Genomic DNA, 12710 nt, shown 5'->3' with positions numbered 1-12710 from the left:
CATATTTGGTTTTCAGCGCTCAAAATGGCACTGTTACAAATCAACCGACGACTATGACCCAAGCACAATCCACCGCCCGCCCCGACAAGATTTTGATTCTTGACGATGACGCCCGCATTCGCGATTTGTTGCGCCGCTACCTGGCACAAGAAGGCTTTGAAGTCATCCTCGCGGAAGACAGCAAGGCCCTGAACCGCATCATGCTGCGTGACGCGGTCGATCTGATCGTGCTCGACCTGATGATGCCCGGCGAGGACGGCCTGTCAATTTGCCGCCGTCTACGCGCCGCCAACGACCGCACGCCCATCATCATGCTGACCGCCAAAAGCGAAGATGTGGATCGCATCGTCGGACTGGAAGTCGGCGCCGACGACTATCTGTCCAAGCCCTTCAACCCACGCGAATTGCTGGCCCGCATCCACGCCGTGCTGCGCCGCCGGCCCACGGCCGAAGTGCCGGGCGCGCCTTCCAGCGACCAGGAAGTGATTACCTTCGGCCCCTTCTCCTTTGACATGGGCCTGCGCACGCTGCACAAAAATGGCGAAGAATTACCTCTGACAACGGGCGAGTTCGCCATGCTGAAAACCCTGGTGCGCCACCCGCGCCAGCCACTGTCGCGCGAAAAACTGGCGCAACTGGCACGCGGACGCGAGTTCGAGCCCTTTGACCGCAGCCTTGACGTGCAGGTCTCGCGCCTGCGCAAGCTGATAGAGACCGACGCCGCCGTGCCTCGCTACATCCAGACTGTCTGGGGTATTGGCTACGTGTTTGTGCCGGACGGCAACAACTAAGATAGAGGGTTCGCGCACCATGGACACCGACGACTGCCGGTGTCCATGGCTAGCGCACACTCCAAGCACTTTTACTACTTTGCCGCCACGGCCGGCTCACTTCTGCGATGCAAGATTCCCATACGACGCAACTTGAAACCGCGCCGGCACCGCTGGAGATGCGGCCACGCCGGGGTATCAACCTGTTCTGGCGCACTTTCTTTTTTCTGGCCTTGCTGCTATTTGGCTCCATCGTCGCCTGGCTGCAAACCTTTCGCGCACTGGAATCCGAACCGCGTGCCATTCAAAGTGCGCAGCAACTGGCTTCCATGGTCAACCTGAGCCGTGCCGCCCTTCGCTACTCCGACTCCATCGCACGCGTTTCGCTGATCAAGACGCTGGCCGATGAAGAGCGTGTACGCATCACGCCCCGCGAGCCCAAAGACAAATTCGAGCCCTATGAGAACGACGAGTTCGGCGAGCGCATTGCCGAGGAACTCAAGGCCAGACTGGGCGATGACACGGTGGTCGCAGGTTCGGTCAATGGCAACAAAGGCTTGTGGGTCGGCTTCGCCATTGACGGCGACTCCTATTGGCTGCTCACTGACCCGTCCAGACTAGGCCCCTCGCGTGGCAGCACCTGGCTGATCTGGCTCATCATCGCGGCGGCCTTATCCCTGACCGGCGCAGCCGTCATTGCGCGCCTGATCAACCAGCCACTAAAGCAACTTTCATTTGCGGCCAGCCGCATGCGCGACGGCGACTTCGATGCCAGCTTGCTGGACGAAAAAGTTTCCACCAGTGAAATTCGCGAGGTCAATATCGGCTTTAACCGCATGGCCGAGCAGCTGTCAAAAATCGAACAAAACCGCGTCATCATGATGGCCGGCATTTCCCACGACTTGCGCACGCCACTGGCGCGCCTGCGCCTGGAAACCGAGATGAGCGTGGCCGACCCCGATGCGCGCCTGCACATGGCCGCCGATATTGCCCAGCTTGACGCCATCATCGACAAATTCCTCGACTACGCCAGACCCGAGCCGGCGCGCCTGGAGCCGGTCTCGCTCAACGCCGTGATCAATGCTGCGGTGTATGCCGTGGCCGACTATCAGGACATGCATGTGGCGGTCAACATTCCCGAAAACATCGAAGTCATGGCCGATGAAGTCGAGTTGTCCCGCGTCATTGCCAATTTGCTGGAAAACGCCAGGCGTTACGGTAAAACACCAGAAAACGGCATCGCCCAGGTGGACATTGTTGCCAAGACCCGCGACGAATGGGTGCTGATCAAGGTGCGCGATCACGGCGAAGGCGTGGCGCCAGCGATTTTGTCCAAACTCACGAGCCCGTTTTTCAGGGGCGATACGGCCCGCACCGAAGCCACAGGTGCAGGCCTGGGCCTGGCCATCGTCGACAAAACGATTCAGCGCATGGGCGGCATGTTCAGCCTGTCCAACACGACCTCAGGCGGACTGGCCGCGCATATCAAGCTGCGTAAAAGCTGAAGCGCTGGATGGAAAAGGTCACGGCCATTGCGGCTTTGACCCGGCTCTTTCCGTAAATCAGATGAAAAAGAGGCTCCAGCTCAATCAGGGAAAGCGCCGCCAGCTATTAAAATAATAGCATCAAAACAGCAGCACCACGGCTCTGGCTTCCATGCTCAGGCCCTGCCCGACCGGCCCCAGCTTCTCCGCTGTCTTGGCCTTCACATTGACCCGTCCCACCTCAAGGCCCAGAGCCTGCGCGATACGCGCACGCATCGCGGGAATGTGCGGCGCCAGCTTGGGGGCCTGAGCCACCACGGTGCTGTCAACATTGCCAATGCGCAGGCCGCGTTCGGCCAGCAGGCGAGCAACCTCCGTCAGCAGCAGTATCGAGTCTGCACCCTTGAAGCGGGCATCGGTATCGGGAAAATGGGAGCCGATATCCCCCAGCCCGGCCGCGCCCAGCAGGGCATCGGTGATGGCGTGAAGCAAGACATCGGCATCCGAATGCCCGAGCAGGCCCAGCGCAAAGGGAATCTCGATGCCGCCAATAATGAGCTTGCGCCCAGGCACCAGTGCGTGCGTGTCCCAGCCTTCGCCAATACGAAATGGGGGGAGCGGTACAGAATTCATGTCATGGGCTTTCGCGTGTAAAAAAATTAAGGGTTGCCGGCATCAACTCAGCTGACGCCGGTGCAGAAGAATCGCCTCGGCCAGCGCAAAGTCTTCCGGGTAAGTCACCTTGAAATTTTGTGCGCTGCCGGCCACCAGCTTGGGCGCTAGGCCCAGGGCCTCGATGGCACTGGACTCATCGGTGACGCCGGCGCCCGCCGCTGCCAGTGCCTGCATCAGGATGCCGATGCGAAACATCTGCGGCGTCTGAGCCAGCCATTTGTCGCTGCGGTCAACCGTGCCGCCAACGCGCCCGCCGGTTTCGCTCTTCAAGGTATCCGGCAGTTTGTGGGCCAGCAGGCCGCCCACCTCGTCGTTCTCGCAGGCCGCCATGAGCTGGCGGACCTGCGCCGGGGTAATCAGGCAGCGTGCGGCATCGTGCACCAACACCCAATCCTGGGCGCTGGCGCCGGCCTTGAGCAGCGCGTCAAGCCCGTTACGCACGCTGTCGGCCCGGTTGGCACCGCCGCAGGCCGCCACACTGAAGGGCTTGTCCGGCAACTGATCAAAAAAACCATCGCCAGGCGCCACCACCACCAGCGTCAGTGAGAGCTGCTCCAGCGCAGCAAAAGCCGCCAGCGTGTGCAGCACCATGGCTTGCCCGCCAACTGGCTGGTATTGCTTGGCCAGCCCATCGGGCCGGGTGCCGGCACGGCTACCCTGTCCGGCGCAGGGAATCAGGGCAAAAAAACGGTCATTGGAACGGATATTGGCGCTCTTGGTCATCATCGCTTCATCATAGATTCTAAAATCGGGCCGATGCACCTTCCCTCACTTGTTACCGGCAAGCGCTACACCCTGCCCCAGCCTGTCGGTTCCGCCGATGCATTGCTACTGGCCCGCCTGGGGCAACGCGAGAAAGCCGCCGGCAAACTTAGCGCCATCGTCACCTCGGACGCCAGCACGGCCCAGCGCCTGATGGAAGAGATCGCATTTTTTGCGCCCGATCTGCGTTGCGCGATGTTCCCGGACTGGGAAACCCTGCCTTACGACACCTTTTCGCCGCACCAGGATTTGATCAGTGAGCGCCTGGCCACGCTGTGGCGCATCTCGCAACGCGACAAGGAAACCGGTGCCGACGTGGTCATCGTTCCCGCCACCACCGCGCTCTACCGGCTGGCGCCGCCGGCATTTCTGGCCGGCTACACCTTTGAGTTCAAGGTCAAGCAAAAGCTTGATGAGGCGCGGCTCAAGGCCCAACTCACGCTGGCCGGCTACAGCCATGTCTCGCAGGTGGTCAGCCCGGGCGAATATGCCGTGCGCGGCGGCCTGATTGACCTGTTTCCCATGGGCTCGCTGGTGCCGTTTCGGGTGGACCTGTTTGACGACGAGATCGACAGCATCCGCACCTTTGACCCGGACAGCCAGCGCAGCCTCTACCCGGTGCCCGAGGTGCGGCTGCTGCCGGGCCGCGAATTTCCGATGGACGACGACGCGCGTGCCAAATTTCGCAACCGCTGGCGCGAGCTGCTCGACGGTGACCCGACCAAAAGCCGCATCTACAAGGACATGGGCAATGGTGTCGCCACCGCCGGCATCGAGTACTACCTGCCGCTCTTCTTTGAAGACACGGCGACGGTCTTTGACTATCTGGGCAAGAACGCGACGATAGTGCTGCATGGCGACCTGGAGCCAGCCTTTCAGCGCTTCTGGCAAGACACCAAGGACCGCTACCGCCTCGTCAAGGACGCCCCCGACCGCCCGGCGCTGCCGCCCGAGTCGCTGTTCCTGAGCAGCGAACAGTTTTACGCGCGCGCCAATGACTACGCCCAGCTGGCGCTGCGCGGCACGGTCGAAGACGTGGCCGACAACGCTCAGTTCCAGAAACTCGGCGAAATGGCCGTGGTGCGCGGCGCCGAAGACCCGCTGGCGCGCTTCAAGGAGCATGCCCGCAATACCGCCCACCGCGTGCTGGTGCTGGCCGAAAGTGCCGGCCGGCGCGAAAGCCTGCTGGACTTCCTGCGTGCCAGCCATGTCAGCCCGCCGGCTTTTGACTCGCTGGAAGATTTCCTGAGCAGCGACGAAAAGCTGGGCATTGCCACGGCGGCGCTCAATACCGGTTTCAGCTGGCTGGAAGAAAGCATCGATCTCGTCACCGAGACCGAGCTGTTTGCCGCCGGCATGACCACGCGAAGGCGCAATAAAAAGCAGGAACAGGTCAGCGATGTGGAAGCGCTGATCAAGGATCTTTCCGAGTTGAACGTCGGTGATCCGGTGGTGCACAGCGCCCACGGGATTGGCCGCTATCGGGGCCTGATCAATCTGGACCTGGGTGAGAAAAACCCCGACGGATCACCCGCACTGCAGGAATTTTTGCACCTGGAATATGCCGACAAGGCCACGCTTTATGTGCCGGTCAGCCAGTTGCACCATATCAGCCGCTACACCGGCGTCAGCGCCGAAGAGGCGCCCTTGCACAAGCTGGGCAGCGGCCAATGGGAAAAAGCCAAGCGTAAGGCCGCCGAGCAAATCCGCGACTCCGCCGCCGAGCTGCTCAACATCTACGCCCGCCGTGCGGCCAGGGAAGGCCACGCCTTCCGTTACTCTCCCGGTGACTATGAGGTGTTCGCCAACGATTTCGGCTTTGACGAAACGCCCGACCAGCGCGCCGCCATCCATGCCGTGATCCAGGACATGATCAGCCCGCGCCCCATGGACCGGCTGGTCTGCGGCGACGTCGGCTTTGGCAAAACCGAAGTCGCGCTGCGCGCCGCCTTCATCGCCATCACGGGCGGCAAGCAGGTGGCCCTGCTGGCGCCCACCACCTTGCTGGCCGAGCAGCACTACCAGACGCTGGTGGACCGCTTCGCCAAGTGGCCGGTCAAGGTCGCCGAGATGAGCCGCTTCAGGTCGGGCAAGGAAATTACCGCCGCCATCAAGGGCCTGGCCGACGGCACGGTGGATATCGTCGTCGGCACCCACAAGCTGCTGAGCCAGGACGTGAAATTCGAGCGCCTGGGCCTCTTGATCATTGACGAGGAACACCGTTTCGGCGTGCGCCACAAGGAGGCCATGAAGGCCATGCGCGCCGAGGTCGATGTGCTCACGCTGACCGCCACGCCGATTCCGCGCACCCTGGGCATGGCGCTGGAAGGCCTGCGCGACCTGAGCGTGATTGCCACCGCGCCGCAGCGTCGCCTGGCCATCAAAACCTTTGTGCGCAGCGAAAACAACGGCGTCATTCGCGAGGCCGTACTGCGTGAGCTCAAGCGCGGCGGCCAGGTTTACTTTCTGCACAACGAAGTCGAAACCATACAAAACCGCCGCGAGAAGCTTGAAGAGCTGCTACCCGAGGCGCGCATTGCCGTGGCCCACGGCCAGATGCCCGAGCGCGAGCTGGAACGCGTGATGAAGGACTTCGTGGCCCAGCGCTACAACATCTTGCTGTGCTCAACCATCATTGAAACCGGTATTGATGTGCCCAGCGCCAACACCATCTTGATCAGCCGCGCCGACAAGTTCGGCCTGGCCCAGCTGCATCAGCTGCGCGGCCGCGTCGGCCGCAGCCACCACCAAGCCTATGCCTACCTGATGGTGCCCGACATAGAGGGCCTGACCAAGCAGGCCAACCAGCGCCTGGACGCGATCCAGCAAATGGAGGAACTGGGTTCGGGCTTTTACCTGGCCATGCATGACCTGGAAATTCGCGGCACCGGCGAGGTGCTGGGCGAAAACCAGAGCGGCAACATGCTGGAGATCGGCTTTCAGCTCTATAACGAGATGCTGGGTGAGGCCGTGGCCTCGCTCAAGGCCGGCCGCGAGCCCGACCTGCTGTCGCCCCTCAGCGTGACCACCGAAATCAATCTGCACGCTCCGGCGCTCTTGCCCAACGACTACTGCGGCGACGTGCATTTGCGCCTGTCCTTTTACAAAAAGCTGGCCACCGCCAAAAAGACCGACCAGATCGACGCCCTACTGGAAGAAATCGTCGACCGATTCGGCAAGCTGCCGGCCCAGGCGCAGACGCTGATTGACGTGCACCGCCTGCGCGTAATTGCCAAGCCCTATGGGGTGGTCAAGGTCGATGCCGCGCCTGGCGCCATCGCGATCACCTTCAAGAAAGACCCGCCCATAGACTCGATGGCCATCATCCACCTGATCCAGAAAAACAAACACATCAAGCTGGCCGGCAACGACAAGCTGCGCATTGAGCGCGCACTCGAAAACCCCAAAGACCGCGCGCAAATGGTGCGCGACGTGCTGCGCTCGCTCGGACAACCCAAAACAGAAACGACTCCCGCATGACTGCTGCAGAAATCTCCCCCGGCCTTGTCACCAACATCGCCACGCCAGACCTCAAACTCGGCGACTTCAAGCTGATCGCCTTTGACATGGACTCCACCCTCATCAACATCGAGTGCGTGGACGAAATTGCCGATGCTGCCGGCCGCAAGGCCGAAGTGGCGGCCATCACAGAGGCCACCATGCGCGGTGAAATCGCGGATTTCAAGGAAAGCCTGCGCCGCCGCGTGGCCCTGCTCAAGGGCGTGAGCGTGGCCAGCATGGACCAGGTCTATCACGAGCGCCTCAAGCTCAACCCGGGCGCGGCCGAGCTGGTGCATGCCTGCAAGGCTGCTGGCATGAAGGTCTTGCTGGTCAGCGGCGGCTTCACCTTTTTTGCCGACCGCGTGCGTGACGAGCTGGGCATAGACTACCTGCGCGCCAATGTGCTGGACATCGAGAACGGCGTGCTGACCGGGCGCTTGGTGGATCAGCCCTGGGGTGACATCTGCGACGGCGAGGAAAAACGCAAGATGCTGCTACAGACCTGCGGCCAACTCGGCATCAACCCACTGCAGGCGATTGCCGTGGGCGACGGCGCCAACGACCTGCCCATGATGGGCGTGGCCGGCCTCTCGGTGGCCTATCACGCCAAGCCCAAGGTGCGCGAACAAGCCATGGTCGCCATCAACCAGGGCGGGCTGGATCGCCTGCTGGAGCTGCTTCGCTGAGGCGAAGAGTGACGCCCCCCATGGCCTTATTCAAGACCTTCGAAACCCGGCTACACCCCTACCCCGACGCCGAGCCAGCACTGCCACCCAAGGGCTTTGTCGCCTTTATCTGGGCCTGCAGCCGAGGGGCGCGCGGCTACATTTTGCTGATGGCTCTGCTGTCAGGTCTGCTGGCCGCTTTCGAGGCCATGCTGTTCGCCATGCTGGGACGCGTGGTGGACTGGCTGGGCCGCACACAACCGGAGCGCCTGTGGATTGAACAGGGCACCACGCTTAAGGTGCTGGCCGGTATTGTGGTGGCCAGCATTGCGGTGGTGGCCTTTCAAACCATCATCAAGCACCAGACCCTGGCCATCAACTTTCCCATGCGTTTGCGCTGGAACTTTCACCGCCTGATGCTGGGCCAGAGCATGGCTTTTTACCAGGATGAGTTTGCCGGACGCCTGACCACCAAGGTCATGCAGACCGCCCTGGCGGTGCGTGATACGTTGTTTGTGCTGGCCGACGTGCTGGTGGCCATGGTGGTTTACATCGCCACCATGACGGTGCTGGCGGGCGCCTTTGACATCAAGCTGGTTCTGCCCTTTCTGGTCTGGCTGGCGCTCTACCTGGCTTCGCTCTTTTTCTTCGTGCCCCGCTTGGGTCATATAGGCAAACAGCAGGCCGATGCCCGCTCGCTGATGACGGGCCGCATCACCGACGCCTATACCAACATCACCACCGTCAAGCTGTTTTCCCACACCCACCGCGAAGCCGCTTTTGCCCGCTCGGCCATGCAGGAGTTCATGAACACCGGCTATCGCCAGATGCGGCTGGTCAGCTCATTTGAAATCGTCAACCATGCACTGAGCATGGGCCTGATCCTGGGCATGGCCGGAACCTCCCTGTGGCTGTGGCAGCTTGGCCAGGTCGGCCTGGGCGCGGTCGCTGCGGCCACCGCCATGGCGCTCAGACTGCAGGGCATGTCGCACTGGATCATGTGGGAAATGACCAGCCTGTTCGAAAGCGTGGGCACGGTGCAGGACGGCATCAACACCCTGTCCCGGCCCCGCGTGATTGAAGACAAGCCGCAGGCCAGCACGCTCAAGGTGCCGCACGGTGAAGTGCGCTTTGAGGACGTGAGCTTCAGCTACGGCCAGGGAAAACCGGTGATCGACAGACTCAATCTGACGGTCAAACCCGGCGAAAAAATCGGCCTGATAGGCCGCTCGGGTGCCGGAAAATCCACGCTGGTCAATCTGTTGCTGCGCTTTCACGACCTGGAAGCCGGGCGGATTCTGATCGACGGACAGAACATTGCCGAGGTCACGCAAGACAGCCTGCGCAGCCATATTGGCATGGTGACGCAAGACACCTCGCTGCTGCACCGCTCGGTGCGCGACAACATCACCTACAGCCGGCCCGGCGCCAGCGACGAGGACATGCAGCTCGCCGCCGAACGCGCCGAGGCCGACGGCTTTATTGCCGGTCTGAGCGACCTGCAGGGCCGCCAGGGCTATGACGCCCATGTCGGCGAACGCGGCGTGAAGCTCTCTGGCGGTCAGCGCCAGCGCATTGCGATTGCCCGCGTGATGCTCAAAGACGCACCCATCTTGCTGCTGGACGAGGCCACCAGCGCCCTGGACTCCGAGGTGGAGGTGGCGATCCAGAGCAGCCTGAACACGCTGATGAAAGGCAAGACCGTGATTGCCATTGCGCACCGGCTGTCCACCATCGCGGCCATGGACCGCCTGATCGTGCTGGACCAGGGGCGCATCGTGGAAGAAGGCGATCACCGCAGCTTGCTGGCCCACGGCGGTGTATACGCGCGGCTTTGGGCCCACCAGAGCGGCGGTTTCCTACCCGACCAGATCGAGGAATAAGGGCGCGGCAGCGCCCTAGCCGGCGGCCTTGCGCCCGACCTGGCCGGGCGCGCTGGCCGACACCGGCACCCGGCCCTGGGCATGGCGCTGACCATTGCAAACCTCGTGGCTGATGGCCAGGTTTTCGGCGTGGCTGTTGCCACCGTCGCTCAAGGCTTGAATATGCTCCAGCGTGGCCGCCTGCGGCATCACATGCTGGCCGCAAACCCAGCAGGGCACCTGGCCGTGAAGCTGGCGCGCCACGGTTTTATAAATCTTGTCGCGGGTCAGGCCCAGACGGCTCATGATGGCATTTCCATAGTGATCGCTTTCATTCCTTTTCAAGCACCGGCCGCCCGGCCTGCACCGTAAAACTCGCCAGGGTTTGCAGCGTCGCGTGCGGCTGCCTGACATCGCTGACCACGCGCAAGCTGGTGGTCAACCGCCCCGGCGTCAGCTCCACCACGCCATAGCCCTTGCGCTCGGCATCGGCAAAAACAAAATGCGGATTCTCGGCCAGACGCTCGGCGGTTTTCTCGTTGCCGCCCGAGCGCGAGGTGATGCTGGTGCCGCAAAACTCGACACCGACCGCAGGGCTGGCCGCCACTCCGTAGTCGGCCTTGATATGGCCAACCCAGTTTTCATGCACATCGCCGCCCAGCACCACCGCATTGTTCACCGCATGTTTGCGCTGCGAATCCGTCAGCCGGGTGCGCGCGGCACTGTAGCCGTCCCAGCCGTCATTCCACAGCCGCCGGCTAGGCCCCGGGCGAAAATCGCGCTGGCCCAGCAGCGATTGCTGGCCCAGCACATTCCATTGCCGGCCGGCCCGGCCCAACTCGGCGTCCAGCCAGCGCTCCTGCTGCGCCCCCAGCATGCTGCGGCCAGGATCTGTCCACGCCGCACATCCGGCCGGATCCAGCGTACTGGAGCCCCTCTGACCATCCCGGGTGCAGGCCTGCGGGTCCTTGTACTGACGCGCATCGAGCAAATAAAACGAGGCCAGCCGGCCAAAGTGCAGCCGGCTGTAGATGCGCATCTCGGCCCCGCTGGCCAGCCCGGCAACGGCCCGTGTCAGCACAGCGGCGCGCAGCGGCATGTGCTCGTAATAGGCCTGGTAGGCGGCGGCGCGGCGGGCGGCAAAGTCGGGCACGGCAGCGCCGCTGCGCCCCTCATGCAGGCCGGCGTAGTCGTTTTGCACCTCATGGTCGTCCCAGGTCAGCAGCCAGGGGCAGGCCTGATGCATGGCCTGCAGATCCGGGTCGCTCTTGTGCAGGGCGTAGCGCTGGCGGTAGTCGTCCAGCGTCACCACCCAGCCGCCACTCACCGGCCGCACCGGGTTGCTGCTGTCGGGGTACTCATAGATGTAGTCGCCCAGAAACAGCACGGCATCCAGGTTTTCGCCCTGCATGTGGCGGTAGGCGCTGTAGTAACCCTGCTGCCAGTTCTGGCATGAGGCATAGGCCAGGCGCATGCGCGCCACCATCGCATCGGGTGCCGGAAAGGTGCGTGTGCGGCCGGTGGCGCTGACGGCATCGCCCAGCATGAAGCGGTAAAAATACCAGCGATCCGGCGCCAGGCCCGCCACCTCCACATGCACCGAATGCGCCAGTTCGGCCAATGCCTGCGCCTGGCCGCTTTGCACGATGCGGCTGAACTGCTGGTCATGCGCGACTTCCCAGCGCACCGTCACGGGCTCCCGGCGTTGCCCCAGCTGTTCTGACAGCAGCCGCGTCCACAGCACCACCGAGTCCTGCGTCGGGGAACCGCTGGCCACCCCCAAGGTGAAGGGATCGCTCTTGAGGCTGGCCTGGCTCCAGGCGCTGCGTGGCAGCCACAAACTGCTGGCGCTGGCCGCAGCCAACTGCAGCAGGCGGCGACGCGCCGGGTCCAGCTTAGTCATTTTCAAATCAGCACTCCTTGCAGGCCGCATCACAAAGCGACCATTCAACAGCGCTTTTACCATGAAAAGCGGGCTTTGGCGGCGTACAATGGACGCCGACAGCTATGTTAATCATAGCAATTGCCTGGCCTTGTGGCCTTAACCCCAGCCCCTGAAAAACGGCCCGCTATCGGCGAGCTCTGCCTTTGGCCGCTCACCGGCCGGCCCGTCACCGCGGCGGCACAGAGGCGCTCAGGCGTTACCATTGGCGTACTTCAGTTTTGTCCTTCTTTAGGACTTGTAAGCGCTTTTTCTCACTTACTCTTTGTGGATGTCATCATGAAACTCTTGCACAAAATCGTGGCTTCGGCCGGCTTTCTCGCCTTCGCACTGGGCAGCGCCCAGGCTCAAAACAAGGAGCTGGTGGTCGGCTCCAGCGCCACTTACCGCCCGTTTGCCTACGAAAGCCCCACCAAGGAAATCGTCGGCTACGACGTGGACATGATCAAGGCCATCGCCCAGAAGGCCGGCCTGAAGATCAAGATCGTCAACACGCCTTGGACCGGCATCTTCGCCGCCCTCAACAACGGCGACCTGGACCTCGTGATTTCCGGCGTCACCATCAATGACAAGCGCAAGCAGTCTTACGACTTCACCGCGCCCTACTTTGAGGCCCGCCAGCTGATCGCCGTGCAAAAAGACAGCCCGATTAAAGGCCTGAAAGACCTGGCCGGCAAGAAAATCGGCGTCGTCAACGGCAGCACCGGCGACGACATCGCCTCGCGCGAATTCGGCAAGACCAACCCCGACATCCGCCGCTTTGAAAGCACGCCGGTGGTGATTTCCGAGCTGGTCAACAACGGCCTGGATGCCGCCATTGGCGACAACGGCGTGATTGCCTTCCGTGTCCAGGAACACAAGCAGCTGAAAACCGTGAGCGATGCCAGCTTTGCCAAGGAATACTTCGGCATCGTCGTCAAGCAGGGCAACAAGGCGCTGCAAGACAAGCTCAATGCCGGCCTGGCCGCCGTCAAGGCCGACGGCAGCTACGCCCAGATCTACAAGAAGTGGTTCCAGGCCGAAGCACCAACGCTGCCAGCCCAATAATC

Annotated in this window: 10 protein-coding genes; 6 read left to right on the top strand and 4 right to left on the bottom strand. The window is 62.4% G+C overall.

Features of this window, described 5'->3' with window-relative positions; translation table 11 throughout:
• Nucleotides 1-53: 53 nt before the first annotated feature.
• Both ompR and BM160_RS07345 read left to right on the top strand, forming a co-directional pair.
• Nucleotides 54-791 (top strand): osmolarity response regulator transcription factor OmpR, encoded by a 738-nt coding sequence (ompR, locus tag BM160_RS07350; protein WP_092002835.1) that lies wholly within the window; start codon nt 54-56, stop codon nt 789-791.
• Nucleotides 792-898: 107 nt separating this feature from the next.
• Complete coding sequence (locus BM160_RS07345) at nt 899-2275, top strand: sensor histidine kinase (RefSeq protein ID WP_092002832.1); 1377 nt, start codon at nt 899-901, stop codon at nt 2273-2275.
• Between the two features lie 120 nt (nt 2276-2395).
• On the opposite strand, the gene ispF is transcribed toward BM160_RS07345, so the two are convergent.
• Both ispF and ispD read right to left on the bottom strand, forming a co-directional pair.
• Nucleotides 2396-2887, bottom strand: coding sequence for a 2-C-methyl-D-erythritol 2,4-cyclodiphosphate synthase (gene ispF / locus BM160_RS07340; protein WP_092002829.1), 492 nt, complete (start codon nt 2885-2887; stop codon nt 2396-2398).
• Nucleotides 2888-2929: 42 nt separating this feature from the next.
• Entirely contained in the window at nt 2930-3655 is a 726-nt protein-coding gene (gene ispD / locus BM160_RS07335) for a 2-C-methyl-D-erythritol 4-phosphate cytidylyltransferase (protein WP_369821758.1), read from the bottom strand.
• A 30-nt stretch (nt 3656-3685) separates the two neighbouring features.
• On the opposite strand from ispD, the gene mfd reads away from it, so the two are divergent.
• From mfd to BM160_RS07320, 3 genes are read left to right on the top strand one after another with little or no spacing between them, the layout of a single operon-like run.
• Entirely contained in the window at nt 3686-7171 is a 3486-nt protein-coding gene (gene mfd, locus BM160_RS07330) for a transcription-repair coupling factor (protein ID WP_092002826.1), read from the top strand.
• Nucleotides 7168-7878 (top strand): phosphoserine phosphatase SerB, encoded by a 711-nt coding sequence (gene serB, locus BM160_RS07325; RefSeq protein WP_092002823.1) that lies wholly within the window; start codon nt 7168-7170, stop codon nt 7876-7878. The genes mfd and serB overlap by 4 nt, the downstream gene beginning before the upstream one ends.
• A gap of 20 nt (nt 7879-7898) precedes the next feature.
• A complete protein-coding gene (locus tag BM160_RS07320) occupies nt 7899-9740 on the top strand; it encodes an ABC transporter ATP-binding protein (protein WP_092002820.1) in 1842 nt (613 codons plus the stop codon).
• A gap of 15 nt (nt 9741-9755) precedes the next feature.
• Here the strand turns inward: BM160_RS07320 and BM160_RS07315 are convergent, their stop codons facing one another.
• The gene (locus BM160_RS07315; RefSeq protein WP_092002818.1) at nt 9756-10025 is read right to left on the bottom strand and encodes an HNH endonuclease; all 270 of its coding nucleotides are present in this window, start codon (nt 10023-10025) and stop codon (nt 9756-9758) included.
• Between the two features lie 25 nt (nt 10026-10050).
• Nucleotides 10051-11622, bottom strand: coding sequence for an alkaline phosphatase D family protein (locus BM160_RS07310; protein WP_092002815.1), 1572 nt, complete (start codon nt 11620-11622; stop codon nt 10051-10053).
• 318 nt (nt 11623-11940) lie between these two features.
• Here BM160_RS07310 and BM160_RS07305 point away from each other — a divergent pair, with 318 nt between their 5' ends.
• Complete coding sequence (locus BM160_RS07305) at nt 11941-12708, top strand: basic amino acid ABC transporter substrate-binding protein (protein WP_092003192.1); 768 nt, start codon at nt 11941-11943, stop codon at nt 12706-12708.
• Nucleotides 12709-12710 lie beyond the last annotated feature (2 nt).

Source organism: Polaromonas sp. OV174, from assembly GCF_900112285.1.
Classification (GTDB): Bacteria; Pseudomonadota; Gammaproteobacteria; order Burkholderiales; family Burkholderiaceae_C; genus Polaromonas.
This window is presented reverse-complemented; position numbering and strand designations above follow the sequence as displayed.

Coding starts and splice junctions, on each gene's coding strand:
- serB (WP_092002823.1), top strand. CDS start 7,168: ATGACTGCTGCAGAAATCTCCCCCGGCCTTGTCACCAACATCGCCACG.
- BM160_RS07310 (WP_092002815.1), bottom strand. CDS start 11,622: ATGACTAAGCTGGACCCGGCGCGTCGCCGCCTGCTGCAGTTGGCTGCG.
- ompR (WP_092002835.1), top strand. CDS start 54: ATGACCCAAGCACAATCCACCGCCCGCCCCGACAAGATTTTGATTCTT.
- mfd (WP_092002826.1), top strand. CDS start 3,686: ATGCACCTTCCCTCACTTGTTACCGGCAAGCGCTACACCCTGCCCCAG.
- BM160_RS07320 (WP_092002820.1), top strand. CDS start 7,899: ATGGCCTTATTCAAGACCTTCGAAACCCGGCTACACCCCTACCCCGAC.
- BM160_RS07345 (WP_092002832.1), top strand. CDS start 899: ATGCAAGATTCCCATACGACGCAACTTGAAACCGCGCCGGCACCGCTG.
- ispD (WP_369821758.1), bottom strand. CDS start 3,655: ATGATGACCAAGAGCGCCAATATCCGTTCCAATGACCGTTTTTTTGCC.
- BM160_RS07315 (WP_092002818.1), bottom strand. CDS start 10,025: ATGAGCCGTCTGGGCCTGACCCGCGACAAGATTTATAAAACCGTGGCG.
- BM160_RS07305 (WP_092003192.1), top strand. CDS start 11,941: ATGAAACTCTTGCACAAAATCGTGGCTTCGGCCGGCTTTCTCGCCTTC.
- ispF (WP_092002829.1), bottom strand. CDS start 2,887: ATGAATTCTGTACCGCTCCCCCCATTTCGTATTGGCGAAGGCTGGGAC.